Annotated in this window: 15 protein-coding genes; 11 read left to right on the top strand and 4 right to left on the bottom strand. The window is 64.4% G+C overall.

The features are described 5' to 3' along the window. Positions 1-39 precede the first annotated feature (39 nt). From trkA to NAO55_RS12500, 6 genes are all read left to right on the top strand, one after another. Complete coding sequence (gene trkA / locus NAO55_RS12525; RefSeq protein WP_102839124.1) at positions 40-1,413, top strand: Trk system potassium transporter TrkA; 1,374 nt, start codon at positions 40-42, stop codon at positions 1,411-1,413. A 337-nt stretch (positions 1,414-1,750) separates the two neighbouring features. After that, on the top strand, positions 1,751-2,608 hold the full coding sequence (gene ehuB, locus NAO55_RS12520) for an ectoine/hydroxyectoine ABC transporter substrate-binding protein EhuB (protein WP_063540272.1): 858 nt from the start codon (positions 1,751-1,753) through the stop codon (positions 2,606-2,608). A gap of 121 nt (positions 2,609-2,729) precedes the next feature. Continuing rightward, positions 2,730-3,389, top strand: a complete 660-nt coding sequence (ehuC, locus tag NAO55_RS12515) for an ectoine/hydroxyectoine ABC transporter permease subunit EhuC (RefSeq protein ID WP_102839123.1) — start codon at positions 2,730-2,732, stop codon at positions 3,387-3,389. Next, complete coding sequence (gene ehuD / locus NAO55_RS12510; protein WP_102839122.1) at positions 3,386-4,045, top strand: ectoine/hydroxyectoine ABC transporter permease subunit EhuD; 660 nt, start codon at positions 3,386-3,388, stop codon at positions 4,043-4,045. Before ehuC ends, ehuD begins: the two co-directional genes overlap by 4 nt. Next, positions 4,042-4,878, top strand: a complete 837-nt coding sequence (gene ehuA / locus NAO55_RS12505; RefSeq protein WP_102839121.1) for an ectoine/hydroxyectoine ABC transporter ATP-binding protein EhuA — start codon at positions 4,042-4,044, stop codon at positions 4,876-4,878. Before ehuD ends, ehuA begins: the two co-directional genes overlap by 4 nt. Positions 4,879-5,024: 146 nt before the next feature. Next, complete coding sequence (locus tag NAO55_RS12500; RefSeq protein WP_063540268.1) at positions 5,025-5,342, top strand: tetratricopeptide repeat protein; 318 nt, start codon at positions 5,025-5,027, stop codon at positions 5,340-5,342. Positions 5,343-5,349: 7 nt separating this feature from the next. On the opposite strand, the gene NAO55_RS12495 is transcribed toward NAO55_RS12500, so the two are convergent. From NAO55_RS12495 to NAO55_RS12485, 3 genes are all read right to left on the bottom strand, one after another. Then, positions 5,350-5,616, bottom strand: coding sequence for a PilZ domain-containing protein (locus NAO55_RS12495; protein ID WP_063540267.1), 267 nt, complete (start codon positions 5,614-5,616; stop codon positions 5,350-5,352). 33 nt (positions 5,617-5,649) lie between these two features. After that, positions 5,650-6,537 (bottom strand): lysophospholipid acyltransferase, encoded by an 888-nt coding sequence (locus tag NAO55_RS12490; RefSeq protein WP_102839120.1) that lies wholly within the window; start codon positions 6,535-6,537, stop codon positions 5,650-5,652. Between the two features lie 108 nt (positions 6,538-6,645). Further along, a complete protein-coding gene (locus NAO55_RS12485) occupies positions 6,646-7,203 on the bottom strand; it encodes a DNA-3-methyladenine glycosylase I (protein ID WP_102839119.1) in 558 nt (185 codons plus the stop codon). A gap of 108 nt (positions 7,204-7,311) precedes the next feature. On the opposite strand from NAO55_RS12485, the gene glyQ reads away from it, so the two are divergent. Genes glyQ through NAO55_RS12460 form a run of 5 tightly spaced genes read left to right on the top strand, consistent with a single transcriptional unit; the run spans position 7,312 to position 13,021 of the window. Beyond that, positions 7,312-8,259 carry a glycine--tRNA ligase subunit alpha gene (gene glyQ / locus NAO55_RS12480; protein WP_003284253.1) on the top strand — a complete coding sequence of 316 codons (948 nt, stop codon included), beginning with the start codon at positions 7,312-7,314 and terminating at the stop codon, positions 8,257-8,259. After that, positions 8,256-10,310 carry a glycine--tRNA ligase subunit beta gene (glyS, locus tag NAO55_RS12475; RefSeq protein WP_063540264.1) on the top strand — a complete coding sequence of 685 codons (2,055 nt, stop codon included), beginning with the start codon at positions 8,256-8,258 and terminating at the stop codon, positions 10,308-10,310. The genes glyQ and glyS overlap by 4 nt, the downstream gene beginning before the upstream one ends. A gap of 4 nt (positions 10,311-10,314) precedes the next feature. Next, positions 10,315-10,857, top strand: a complete 543-nt coding sequence (gene gmhB, locus NAO55_RS12470; protein WP_102839118.1) for a D-glycero-beta-D-manno-heptose 1,7-bisphosphate 7-phosphatase — start codon at positions 10,315-10,317, stop codon at positions 10,855-10,857. Next, complete coding sequence (locus NAO55_RS12465) at positions 10,854-11,603, top strand: lysophospholipid acyltransferase family protein (protein ID WP_102839117.1); 750 nt, start codon at positions 10,854-10,856, stop codon at positions 11,601-11,603. The genes gmhB and NAO55_RS12465 overlap by 4 nt, the downstream gene beginning before the upstream one ends. A gap of 47 nt (positions 11,604-11,650) precedes the next feature. Then, a complete protein-coding gene (locus tag NAO55_RS12460; protein WP_102839116.1) occupies positions 11,651-13,021 on the top strand; it encodes a GGDEF domain-containing protein in 1,371 nt (456 codons plus the stop codon). Positions 13,022-13,088: 67 nt separating this feature from the next. Here the strand turns inward: NAO55_RS12460 and NAO55_RS12455 are convergent. After that, positions 13,089-13,283, bottom strand: a 195-nt coding sequence (locus tag NAO55_RS12455) for an FAD-dependent oxidoreductase (protein WP_256070202.1), incomplete at its 5' end; no start/stop codon positions are given.

Genomic DNA, 13,283 nt, shown 5'->3' with positions numbered 1-13,283 from the left:
GGAAGCGGCGGCAAGCATCCGCCTCTCAGGAGTGATCGCGTGAAGATCATCATTCTCGGCGCCGGCCAGGTCGGCGGTACCCTCGCCGAGCACCTCGCCAGCGAAGCCAACGACATCACCGTGGTGGACACCGACGGCGATCGCCTGCGCGATCTCGGCGACCGCCTGGACATCCGTACCATCCAGGGCCGCGGCTCTTTTCCCACCGTGCTGCGCCAGGCCGGTGCCGACGACGCCGACATGCTGGTGGCGGTGACCAACAGCGACGAAACCAACATGGTCGCCTGTCAGGTCGCCTACACCCTGTTCCATACGCCGACCAAAATCGCCCGGGTGCGCGAGGCGGCCTATCTGGTGCGCTCTGGCCTGTTCAACAACGAAGCGATCCCGGTCGACGTGCTGATCAGTCCCGAACAGGTGGTCACCAACTACATCAAGCGGCTGATCGAACACCCCGGCTCGCTGCAGGTGATCGACTTCGCTGAAGGCAAGGCGCAACTGGTTGCCGTGCGGGCGTACTACGGCGGACCACTGGTTGGCCAGGAGCTGCGCCAGCTGCGTCGCCACATGCCCAATGTCGATACCCGTGTGGCCGCCATCTTCCGTCGCAACCACGCGATCCTGCCGCAGGGCGACACGGTGATCGAGGCCGATGACGAGGTGTTCTTCATCGCCGCCCGCGGCCACATTCGCGCGGTCATGAGCGAGATGCGCCGGCTCGACGAGAACTACAAGCGCATCGTCATCGCTGGCGGCGGGCACATCGGCGAACGCCTGGCCGAGGCCATCGAGAGCCGCTACCAGGTCAAGATCATCGAGATGAACCCGGCGCGCTGCCGCTACCTCTCCGACACCCTGGACAGCACCATCATCCTGCAGGGCAGCGCCTCGGACCGCGACCTGCTGGTGGAAGAGAACATCAACGAAGCGGATGTGTTCCTCGCCCTGACCAACGACGACGAGGCCAACATCATGTCCTCGCTACTGGCCAAGCGCCTCGGTGCGCGCAAGGTCATGTGCATCATCAACAACCCGGCCTACGTCGACCTGGTGCAGGGCGGCGAGATCGACATCGCCATCAGCCCGCAGCTCGCCACCATCGGCACCCTGCTGACCCACGTGCGCCGTGGCGATATCGTCAGCGCCCACTCGCTGCGCCGCGGCGCGGCCGAAGCCATCGAGGTGATCGCCCATGGCGACTCGCGTTCGAGCAAGGTCGTCGGCCGTCCCGTCAGCAAGATCGCCCTGCCACCCGGCGCCACCATTGGCGCGGTGATCCGTGATGAGCAGGTTCTGATCGCTCACGACAACACGGTGATCGAGTCGGGCGACCACGTCATCCTGTTCCTGGTCGACAAGAAGCACATCCGCGACGTCGAGCGCCTGTTCCAGGCTGGCCTGACGTTCTTCTGACCTTCCTATCTCCGATCGAACGGCCCGCCACCTGGCGGGCCGTTTTGTTTTCTCAATCGACAACGCTTTCGGACGAAACTCGGCTCGGCAACAGCTTTCTATTCAATCGAGCCAATTCGAGCCAGATAGGCTCAGATTTCCATTTTATGTCCAGCTTTTGTACCCTCCGGACTGGTTGCCAGATGCTTCGCTCGATTGATGCAGACTATCGATGCGCAAATACCTGCGGCACCTTGGCGCTTCGCAGGCGTCCTTAACTACGGTCCATGCAGTTACCACTCCTAGACAGATAACGATCCGATTCCTCGGGTCTCTACAAGGAACAGGAGAAACTCCCATGAGGAACAGCACCATCACGACACACTCCCGCCGGCTGCTGATCAGCTGTGCCGCCCTGGCCAGCATCGGTCTCGCCGGCCTCACCCAGGCCGATACCCTGGAAAAGATCAAGGACAGCAGCAGCGTACGCATCGGCTACGCCAACGAGACGCCGTTCGCCTATACCGCACTGGATGGCAGCGTCACCGGCGAATCGCCGGAAATCGTGCGCAAGGTCTTCGAGCGCATGGAGATCGACACCATCAAGCCGGTACTGACCGAGTGGGGCTCGCTGATTCCTGGTTTGCGTGCCGGTCGCTTCGACCTAATCGCCGCCGGCATGTACATCACCCCCGAACGCTGCAAGCAGGTGCTGTTCACCGACCCGCACTACCGCCTGCTCGACACCCTACTGGTGGCCGAGGGCAACCCGAAGAATCTGCGCAGCTACGAGGACATCGCCGGCAATCCCGAGGTGAAGATCGCCATCATGTCCGGCACGGTGAACCTGGGCTACGCGCGCAAGGCCGGCATCAAGGATTCGCAGATCCTCCAGGTGCCCGATACCACCTCGCAGCTGCAGGCGGTGCGCAGCGGCCGCGCCGACGCCGCCATCGGCACCCAGCTGACCATGCGCGGGCTTGCGCAGAAGGCCGGTGACGATGTCGAAGCCATCGATGACTTCCAGGACGATCCGTCGCGGGCCGGCTATGGCGCTCTGGCATTCCGTCCGCAGGACGAAGCGCTAAGGGATGCGGTCAACGCCGAGTTGAAGAAATGGCTGGGCAGCGACGAGCACCTCGAGACCATCGAGCCGTTCGGTTTCGATCGCTCCAATCTGACCGACAAGACCGCCGCCGAGCTCTGCGGCGCCTGAAGCCCGTCGGGGCGGCTGGTTGGCGCGGCTGACCCGCTGTCCCGCCTGTGAACGCTGACCAAGGCTTCGTAGCACGCTGCGCAGCCTCGGTCAGCGCTCCGGAAAACCGGATAGCGCCATCATGATCGAACTGCTTCCTCTGCTCTGGCAGGGTGCCTGGGTCACCGTGAAGGTGACGTTCTTTGGCTCCCTGCTGGCCATTGCCTGTGCGCTGATTGCCGCGCTGGCCCGACTCTCGCCACTGGCGCCATTGCGCTGGCTGGCCATCACCTACATCGAGGTCTTCCGCGGCTCTTCGCTGCTGGTGCAGCTGTTCTGGCTTTACTTCGTGCTGCCGATGCCACCGTTCAATGTCGAAATGAGCGCCTTCGCCGTGGCCGTGGTCGGCCTGGGCCTGAACATCGGCGCCTATGGCGCCGAGGTGCTGCGCGGTGCAATACGCTCGGTACACCAGGGCCAGCATGAGGCCTGTCAGGCGCTGAACATGACGCCGCTGACGCGCATGCGCCGAATCATCCTGCCGCAGGCACTGCTCGCGGCGATTCCGCCCGGCACCAACCTGCTGATCGAATTGCTGAAGAACACCTCGCTGGTATCGCTGATCACCCTGTCGGATCTGGCCTTCCGTGCCCGTCAGCTGGATCAGGCGACGCTGATGACGCTGGAGATATTCGGCCTGGCGCTGGTCATCTATTTCATCCTGGCACAGGCGATCAACTTCGGCATGCGCCAGCTGGAACGTCGGCTGGCCCGCGGACGGATGCGTGGAGGCCTGTCATGAACTTCTTCGACTGGCAGTTCGCCCGCGAGATCCTGCCGCGTCTGCTGGACGCCTCGCTGACTACCATCGGCATTGCCCTGGCCGGTTTCGCCATTGCCGTGGTGCTCGGCCTGTTTCTCGCCATCGCCCGCCGCAGCCGCCAACGCTGGCTGTCCTGGCCGATCACCGGGCTGATCGAGTTCATTCGCAGCACCCCGCTGCTGATCCAGGTGTATTTCCTGTTCTACGTCTTCCCCAACTATGGCCTCAATCTCAGCGCCATGCAGGCGGGGATCATCGGCATCGCGCTGCATTACGCCTGCTACACCGCCGAGGTCTACCGCGCCGGTCTGGATGCGGTGCCACGCTCGCAGTGGGAAGCCGTCACCGCGCTGAACATGAAGCCCTGGACCGCCTACCGCGATGTGATCCTGCCGCAGGCGCTGCGCCCGGTGCTGCCGGCGCTGGGCAACTACCTGATCTCGATCCTCAAGGACACGCCGGTGCTTTCGGCGATCACCGTGGTCGAAATCATGCAGCGGGCCAAGAACATCGGTTCCGAAAGTTTCCGCTACCTGGAGCCGATCACCATGGTCGGCGTGTTCTTCCTCATTCTCAGCCTCGGCCTCGCCTGGTGCGTGCGCCGCCTGGAAAACCGCATGGAGCTGGCCCGATGAATACGCCAATGCCTGCCACAGAACAACCGAACACCGCTGCCGAACCAGCCGAGGCAGCGCAACCGATGGTGCGCTTCGCCGGCGTGAGCAAGCACTACGGCGAGCTGACCGTGCTCGATGGGCTCGATCTGGAGATTCGCGAGGGCGAGAAGGTCGCGATCATCGGCCCCAGCGGCTCGGGCAAGTCGACACTGCTGCGGGTGCTGATGACACTGGAAGGGATCGACGACGGGCTGATCGAGGTGGACGGCGAACCCCTGACCCACATGCCCGATGGCCATGGTCGTCTGGTGCCGGCCAATGCCCGCCATCTGCGTCGGGTGCGCGGCAAGGTCGGCATGGTGTTCCAGAGCTTCAACCTGTTTCCGCACATGAACGCGCTGCAGAACGTCATGGAGGCACCGGTGCAGGTGCTCGGGCTGAGCAAGGCCGAAGCCCGCGAAAGGGCAGAGGAGTTGCTGGCGATGGTCGGCCTGGAGGACAAGCTGGAGCACTTCCCGGCGCAGCTCTCCGGCGGACAGCAACAGCGCGTGGCCATCGCCCGCGCACTGGCGATGCGGCCGAAAGTGATGCTCTTCGACGAGGTGACTTCGGCGCTCGACCCGGAGCTTTGCGGCGAGGTGCTGAATGTGATCCGTCGTCTCGGCGACGCGCATAACCTGACCATGCTCATGGTCACCCACCAGATGGGGTTCGCCCGTGAGTTCGCCGATCGGGTGTGCTTCTTCCACCAGGGCCGGATCCACGAGCAGGGCAGCCCGGACGAGCTGTTCAACAACCCGCGCGAGGAACGCACCCGGGAATTCCTCAGTGCGGTCAACGAAGCGCACTGACGTGTCGCACTGCTGTCACGCTCGGCGTGCAATATCCGGCGCGACAACTAAGACCATTGGCCTATGCCGCTGCTCTTGCCCGGCCAACGCTTTGCACTACAGTGAGAAGATTCCTTCCGGCGCCGCGCGCCAATCAAGGTCCGAACATGCTCGAATCGCTGGAAAAGATGCTCTCCCAAGGCATGGACAATCCGATGCTGCGCTTCGGTCTAGGCAAAGGCTATCTAGATGCCGGGCAACCAGGCAGGGCGGCCGAACATCTGCGCCGCTGCGTCGAACTCGACCCGAAGTATTCAGCCGCCTGGAAGCTATTGGGCAAGGCCCTGCAGGCCGACGGCGACAAGCCCGGCGCCCATCAGGCGTGGGAACGTGGTATCGCCGCGGCGAACGCCCAGGGCGACAAGCAGGCGGAAAAGGAAATGACCGTATTCCTGCGCCGTCTCGACCGGCTGACGCCCGACTGACGCGCGCTCAGTCTTCGCGCAGAAACCGCAGGCCGACTCCTTCGGCATCCACCCGCATCACCACCATCCGCAGCTCTGGCGCCGGAATCGGCAGGTCCTGCACCTGGCCGGTCACCTCGTCGCCGGGATGCAGCACCACCAGCTCCGGATGTCGGACATAGACACCGCCATCAGATAGATCACGGGTCTGCGCAAAGACCTCGCCAAAGGCTGGATGCGTGATGCGGATGCGGCACTTCATGTTGGTACGCGGATGCTGTCTCTGGTTTTGCATGCGCTCGTCCCTGTCGTTGTTGTTTGAGCCTGATCAGTACCAGCGCTTCTCGCCGGCGGGGCGTTTCTTGAAGCGCTTCATGGTCCACATGTACTGGCTGGGATAGGCGCGCACGTACTTCTCGATCATTGCGCTCATCGCCGCTACGCCAGTTTCCGCATCTTCGCTGTACATCCCTTCGGGCGCGGCCTCGAGGACGACCTTGTAGCCGGAACCATCCTCCAGACGCAACGCATGAAGGAACACCCCAACCGCCTTGCCGCCGGCGAGCATGCCGGGCACGAACTTGCTGGTCAGCGCCTGGGTGGCGAAGAAGGGCACGAAGATACCACTGCCTTCGCTTGGCTCGGGGTCGGCCGGAATGCCCACCGCACCGCCACGGCGGACTTCCTTGATCACGCTGAGAATGCCCTCGCGGGTCGACGGCGCGACCCGGTTGCCCAGCTGCACGCGCTGCTGTTGCAGCAACTCGTCCACTGCCTTCAGCTTCGGCGGGCGGTAGAAGATGATCGGTTTGCATTGCGCGCAATAGAAGTGGTTCAGCACTTCCCAGTTGCCCAGGTGGCTGGTAATGCCGACCACGCCCTTGCCCGAGGCCAGCGCCGCCTGCAGCACCTCGAGACCCTCGACCTCACGAACCAGTCTCAGGGTCTTTTCCGCCGGCCAGATCCAGGCGCAGGCGCTTTCGGTGAAGGTCATGCCGGTTTCACGCAGGGTGCGGCCGAGCAGGGCATCGAGTTCCGCCGGCTCGAGCTCGGGAAAGCACTTGTGCAGGTTGATGCGCGCCACCTCGCGCGAGCGGTTCGGCAGCTTCCACATCAGCCAGCCGATCGCCGAGCCCAGGCCCTGGACCATGCGCCAGGGCAGTCGAGCGAAGAGTCGCAGGGAGCCGACGACCAAGGCACCTTTGAGCTTTTCCACACCGCACTCCGAAATTTTCAGGTCGCCTAGTCTACCTGCAACCGTCGCCGGCTTTCAGGCGCAGCGGCGGCAACGACGCACATCCTGGCAGCTCAGGCGTGCAGTGTTTCAAACGTCGCCGGCCAGCTCGGCGTGGCGCTCGCAATCGGTCAGGTGGTCCATGACCATGCCGCAGGCCTGCATGTAGGCGTAGCAGATGGTCGGGCCGACGAAGCTGAAGCCGGCCTTCTTCAAGGCGCGGCTCATCGCCTCGGCCTCGGGCGAGACCGCCGGCACCTGATCGATGCGCTCGAAGCGGTTGATCTTCGGCTCGCCGCCGACGAACGACCAGACGAAACCCACCGGGTCCTCCAGCTGCAACCAGGCACGCGCGTTGCTGCGCGCCGCCTCGAGCTTGCGCCGGTTGCGGATGATGCCAGGGTCCAGCATGCGCTCATCGATCTCGGCATCGCTCATGCTCGCCAGCCGCTCGGCATCGAAACCGAACAGCACCTGCCGGTAGCGCTCGCGCTTGCGCAGCACGGTGATCCAGGACAGCCCGGCCTGGAAGGCTTCAAGCAGCAGAAATTCGAACAGCACCTGCGGATCGCGGGCCGGTACGCCCCATTCGCGATCGTGGTAGTCGATGTACAGCGGGTCCGTGCCGCACCAGGCGCAACGTGGCATGTGGTCTCCTTGTGCAGACCACGTCTGGCTGGCCGAAACCATCGCAAGCGCAGCCATGCGGGGGGTATACTCCGAGGCTTTCTGTCGAAGCCCAGCACAGGTGAAATTTTGAGCCAGACTACGCCTGCCGTGCGCACCTTCCAAGACCTGATCCTCGCCCTGCAAAGCTACTGGGCCGAGCAGGGTTGCGTGGTCCTGCAGCCCTATGACATGGAAATGGGCGCCGGTACATTCCACACCGCCACCTTCCTGCGCGCCATCGGTCCCGAGACCTGGAACGCCGCCTACGTCCAGCCTTCGCGGCGCCCGGCCGACGGCCGCTACGGCGAAAACCCCAACCGCCTGCAGCACTACTACCAGTTCCAAGTGGTGTTGAAGCCCAACCCGGACAACATCCAGGACCTGTACCTCGAATCGCTGCGTCGCATCGGCGTCGACACCTCGGTGCACGACGTGCGTTTCGTCGAGGACAACTGGGAATCGCCGACCCTCGGCGCCTGGGGCCTGGGCTGGGAGGTGTGGCTCAACGGCATGGAAGTCACCCAGTTCACCTACTTCCAGCAGGTCGGCGGCGTCGAGTGCTACCCGGTCACCGGTGAGATCACCTACGGTCTCGAGCGCCTGGCCATGTACCTGCAGGGCGTCGACTCGGTCTACGACCTGATCTGGGCCGACGGCCCGTTCGGCACCGTGACCTATGGCGACGTGTTCCACCAGAACGAGGTGGAACAGTCGACCTACAACTTCGAGCACGCCAACGTGCCGAAGCTGTTCGAATTGTTCGACTTCTACGAGAGCGAAGCCAACCGGCTGATGGCCGCCGAGCTGCCGCTGCCGGCCTACGAGATGGTGGTCAAGGCCTCGCACACCTTCAACCTGCTCGATGCCCGTCGCGCCATTTCGGTCACCGCGCGCCAGCAGTACATCCTGCGCGTGCGCAGCCTGGCGCGTTCGATCGCCCAGAGCTACCTGCTGGCCCGGGCCAAACTCGGCTTCCCCATGGCCACCCCCGAACTGCGTGACGAAGTGCTGGCCAAGCTGGAGGCTGCAGAATGAGTGCACTGGATTTCCTCGTCGAACTGGGTACCGAAGAACTGCCACCGAAGGCACTAGCCAAGCTGGCCGAAGCCTTCTGCGCCGGTATCGAGAAGGGCCTGAAGGACGCCGGCCTGAACTTCGCCAAAGCGCAGGCCTACGCCGCGCCGCGCCGTCTGGCGGTGCTGGTCGAGCAGCTGGCGACCCAGCAGCCGGATCGCAGCATCAACCTCGACGGCCCACCGCTGCAGGCCGCCTTCGACGCCGAAGGTGAGCCGACCCAGGCTGCTCTGGGTTTCGCCCGCAAGTGTGGCGTGGATCTGGCCGAGATCGATCGCAGCGGGCCGAAGCTCAAGTTCAGCCGCACCATCGAGGGCCAGCCTGCCGCCCAGCTGCTGCCAGGCATCGTCGAGGCCTCGCTGAACGATCTGCCGATCCCCAAGCGCATGCGCTGGGCTGCACGCAAGGAAGAGTTCGTCCGCCCGACCCAGTGGTTGGTGATGCTGTTCGGTGAGCAGGTGATCGATTGCGAGATCCTCGCCCAGCGCGCCGGTCGCGAATCCCGCGGCCACCGCTTCCACAGCCCAGGCCAGGTGCACATTTCCAAGCCGTCCAGCTATCTGGAAGACCTGCGGGGCGCCCATGTGATCGCCGACTTCGCCGAGCGCCGCGAGCTGATCGCCAAGCGCGTCGAGCAGCTGGCTGGCGAGCAGAACGGCACGGCCATTGTGCCGCCGGCGCTGCTCGATGAAGTGACCGCGCTGGTCGAGTGGCCGGTGCCGCTGGTCTGCTCGTTCGAGGAACGCTTCCTCGAAGTGCCTCAGGAAGCGCTGATCACCACCATGCAGGACAACCAGAAGTACTTCTGCCTGCTGGACGCCAACGGCAAGCTGCTGCCGCGCTTCATCACCGTGGCCAACATCGAATCGAAGGACCCGGCGCAGATCGTCGCCGGCAACGAGAAGGTCGTGCGTCCGCGCCTGACCGACGCCGAGTTCTTCTTCAAGCAGGACAAGAAGCAGAAGCTCGACAGCTTCAACGATCGCCTGAAAAACGTGGTGTTCCAGGCCCAGCTCGGCACCGTGTATGACAAGGCCGAGCGCGTCTCGCGCCTGGCCGGGCTGATCGCCGAACGTACCGGTGGCGACAAGCAGCGCGCCGCGCGCGCCGGCCTGCTCTGCAAGTGCGACCTGGCCACCGAAATGGTTGGCGAGTTCCCGGAAATGCAAGGCATCGCCGGCTACTACTACGCGCTCAACGACGGCGAGCCGGAAGACGTGGCGCTGGCATTGAACGAGCAGTACATGCCGCGCGGCGCGGGCGGCGAACTGCCGAGCACACTCACTGGCGCGGCCGTGGCCGTGGCCGACAAGCTCGACACCCTGGTCGGGATCTTCGGTATCGGCATGCTACCGACCGGCTCCAAGGACCCCTACGCCCTGCGCCGTGCCGCCCTCGGCGTGCTGCGCATCCTCATCGAGAAGCAACTGGATCTGGACTTGGTCGAAGCGGTGAACTTCGCCATTGGCCAGTTCGGTACGCAGGTCAAGTCAGCCGGGCTCGCCGATCAGGTGCTGGAGTTCATCTTCGACCGCCTGCGTGCGCGCTACGAGGACGAGGGTGTCGACGTTGCTGCCTACCTCTCGGTGCGTGCCGTGCAGCCCGGTTCGGCGCTGGACTTCGATCAGCGCGTGCAGGCGGTGCAGGCCTTCCGCACATTGCCGGAAGCCGAGGCGCTGGCCGCGGCGAACAAGCGCGTCTCCAACCTGCTGGCCAAGTTCGAGGCCAAGCTGCCGGAAGCGGTCGAGCCGCGCTGGTTCGACAACGCCACCGAGTTCTCGCTGTATTCGGCGATCCAGCAGGCCGAACAGGCCGTGCAGCCGCTGGCCGCCGCACGCCAGTACCGTGAGGCTCTGGAGCGTCTGGCGCACCTGCGTGGTCCGGTGGATGCCTTCTTCGAGGCGGTGCTGGTGAACGCCGAAGACGCTTCGGTACGCGCCAACCGTTACGCCTTGCTGGCCCGGCTGAGAGGATTGTTCCTTGGCGTTGCCGATATTTCCGCACTTGGCTAAGCCCGTGAAGCTGATCGTGCTGGACCGCGACGGAGTGATCAACGAGGACTCCGACGAGTACGTCAAGTCGGTGGACGAGTGGATTCCCATCCCAGGCTCGCTGCAGGCGATCGCACGGCTGTGCAAGGCCGGCTGGACGGTGGCGGTGGCCACCAACCAGTCCGGCGTCGCGCGCGGCAAGTTCGACCTGAACACCCTCGGCGACATGCATTTCAAGATGCAGCAGCTGGTGATGGAGCAGGGCGGGCGCATCGACCTGATCGTGCATTGCCCGCACGGTCCGGATGACGCTTGCGACTGCCGCAAGCCCAAGCCCGGAATGTTCCGCACCATCGCCGAGCACTTCGGCCTGGCGGACCTCAGGGGCGTGCCAGTAGTGGGCGACAGCCATCGCGACCTGCACGCTGGCATGCTGCTGGGCGGCGTGCCGTACCTGGTCAGGACCGGCAAGGGCCTGCGTACTCTGGAAGGCAGCTTGCCGCCCGGTACACAGGTCTTCGATGACCTCGCCGCCGTAGTCGATCATCTACTCGAGAGTTCTCGATGAGCCTCCTGTTCCCCCTTCGCATTGTGCTGTTCTATTTCCTGCTGGCCTTCACCGCGTTCGCCTGGTGCCTGGTCAGCCTGGTGTTCGCGCCCTTCATGGCGTTTCGTGCCCGCTATCGCTTCGTGGTGCAGAACTGGTGTCGCTGCGCCGTCTGGCTCGGCAAGACCCTGGCCGGCCTGCGCTACGAGGTGCATGGCGCGGAGAACGTACCGGCGCGTCCCTGCGTGATCCTGGCCAAGCATCAGAGCACCTGGGAAACCTTCTTTCTTTCGGCGTACTTCGAGCCGCTGACCCAGGTACTCAAGCGCGAGCTGCTGCGCGTGCCGTTCTTCGGCTGGGCGATCATGCTGCTCAAGCCCATCGCCATCGACCGTGACAACCCCAAGGCGGCGCTGCGCCAGGTCGCCAAGCAGGGTCACGAGCGGCTGGAGCAGGGCGCCTGGGTGCTGATCTTCCCGGAGGGCACCCGCACGCCGGTCGGCCAACCAGCGAAGTTTTCCCGTAGCGGTGCGGCACTGGCAGTCAACGCCGGGCTGCCGGTGCTGCCGATCGCCCACAATGCCGGCATGTTCTGGCCCAAGGCTGGTTGGGGTAAGCGCCCCGGCACCATCCAGGTGGTCATCGGCCCACCGATGCTGGCCGAAAGCGAAGGCCCGCGCGCGGTGGCCGAACTCAACCAGCGCGCCGAAGACTGGGTCAACGCGCAGGTCAGTCAGCTCGAAGCACAGGGTCGCCCGACCCCCTGATCAACACCGGGGCCGGCAGGGACGCCCGCCCATCCTAGCGAGTCCCTATGCAGCAAATACCCAACCATCAGCTGGTCGCCGAATGGCTGCGCCTGCTGGACGGCTATCCCGCCGAAGCTGCCGCCGCATTGCAGGCGGTGTCGGCCGAGAAGAGCCAGGAACTGGCCGAGCACTTCTATTCGCAGATGCTCGCCGATCCCCATTCGGCCAGTTTTCTCAGCCATGAACAGGTCAAGACCCGTCTCGGCCAGTCCATGCAGAAATGGATCGTCACGGTCTGTTCTTCGACAGCCCACAACGACCTCGACGCGGTAGTCGACCTGCAGCGCAAGGTCGGCGATATCCACGCGCGCATCGAGATACCGGTCAGCCTGGTGCTGCGCGGTTCCAGGCTGCTCAAGGGGCGCCTGCGCCAGCTGCTGGAACAGCGTGAACTCGACGAGCCAGTCAGGCGCAAGGCCGCGCGCATGGGCGCCGATCTGATCGATCTGGCGGTGGAGATCATCTGCTTCGCCTATTCACAGTCCCACGACCGCAATTCGCGCGCGGAAGAGGCCTATCGGCTGTTTTCGGTTTCGCAGAACATCGGCGTCGAGAAGGAGCGCCAGCGCGCAGCACTGCTGGATTGGGAAAACCAGCTGATGTTCGATCTGGCCATCGGCAACCTCACCGGTGCACTGCCGCAGCTGGCCGGTTCCGAATTCGGCCTGTGGTTTCGCCACAAGGCTTCCCATGCCTTCCAGGGTTCGCCGGAAAGCGCGAGCATCCTCGATTACATCGCGCAGATCGACGAAGAGCTCAAGTCCATCGCCACGCTGGAAGATGCCGCCGGACGCCTGACCAAGCTGCACCAGATCCGCGAGCAGACGCGATCGATCAAGTTCCTGCTCGACAGCCTGTTCGAGCAGGCCAACGACCTGGAGGCCGGCCGTGACGTGCTGACGCGTCTACTCAACCGCAAGTTCCTGCCGGTGGTGATGGCCAAGGAAGTGCTCTACGCGCGTCAGTCGAACAACACCTTCGGTGTGCTGGCGATCGACGTCGATCACTTCAAGCGCATCAACGACACGCATGGCCACGACGCCGGCGACCAGATCCTGCAGCAGGTTGGCGCGCTGCTGGCGAGCAACACCCGCGGCGGCGACTATGCCTTCCGCCTGGGCGGCGAGGAATTCCTGCTGGTGCTGGTGGACATCGATGCCAACAAGGCACTGGCGGCGGCGGAGAAGCTGCGCGAGCGCATCGCCCGCGAGCACTTCCGTCTGTCCGGCGGCGACGTGCTGCAGGTGACGGTCAGCATCGGCATGGCCGTCCATGATGGTCATCCGGACTATGAGCGCCTGCTGCAACAGGCCGATCAGGCGCTTTATCAGGCCAAGCACGGCGGGCGCGATCGCTGCGTGCTGCACGCCGGCTGAAAGCAGACCCCCGTAAAAACAAAAGGGGAACAACCTCGCGGTTGCTCCCCTTCTTTTTGCGCTTCGATCAGGCCGGAGCGGAGGCACGGATCAGGTGATCGAAGGCGCTCAGCGAGGCCTTGGCGCCTTCGCCGACGGCGATCACGATCTGCTTGTACGGCACCGTGGTCACGTCACCGGCAGCGAACACGCCGGGGATGCTGGTCTGGCCCTTGGCATCGACGATGATTTCGCCGAAGCGCGACAGCTCCAGGGTGCCTTT

Source organism: Stutzerimonas frequens (assembly GCF_024448335.1).
Taxonomy (GTDB): domain Bacteria; phylum Pseudomonadota; class Gammaproteobacteria; order Pseudomonadales; family Pseudomonadaceae; genus Stutzerimonas; species Stutzerimonas frequens.
Note: the sequence above shows the minus strand (reverse complement) of the source record. Positions and strands in the feature narration are given on the sequence as shown.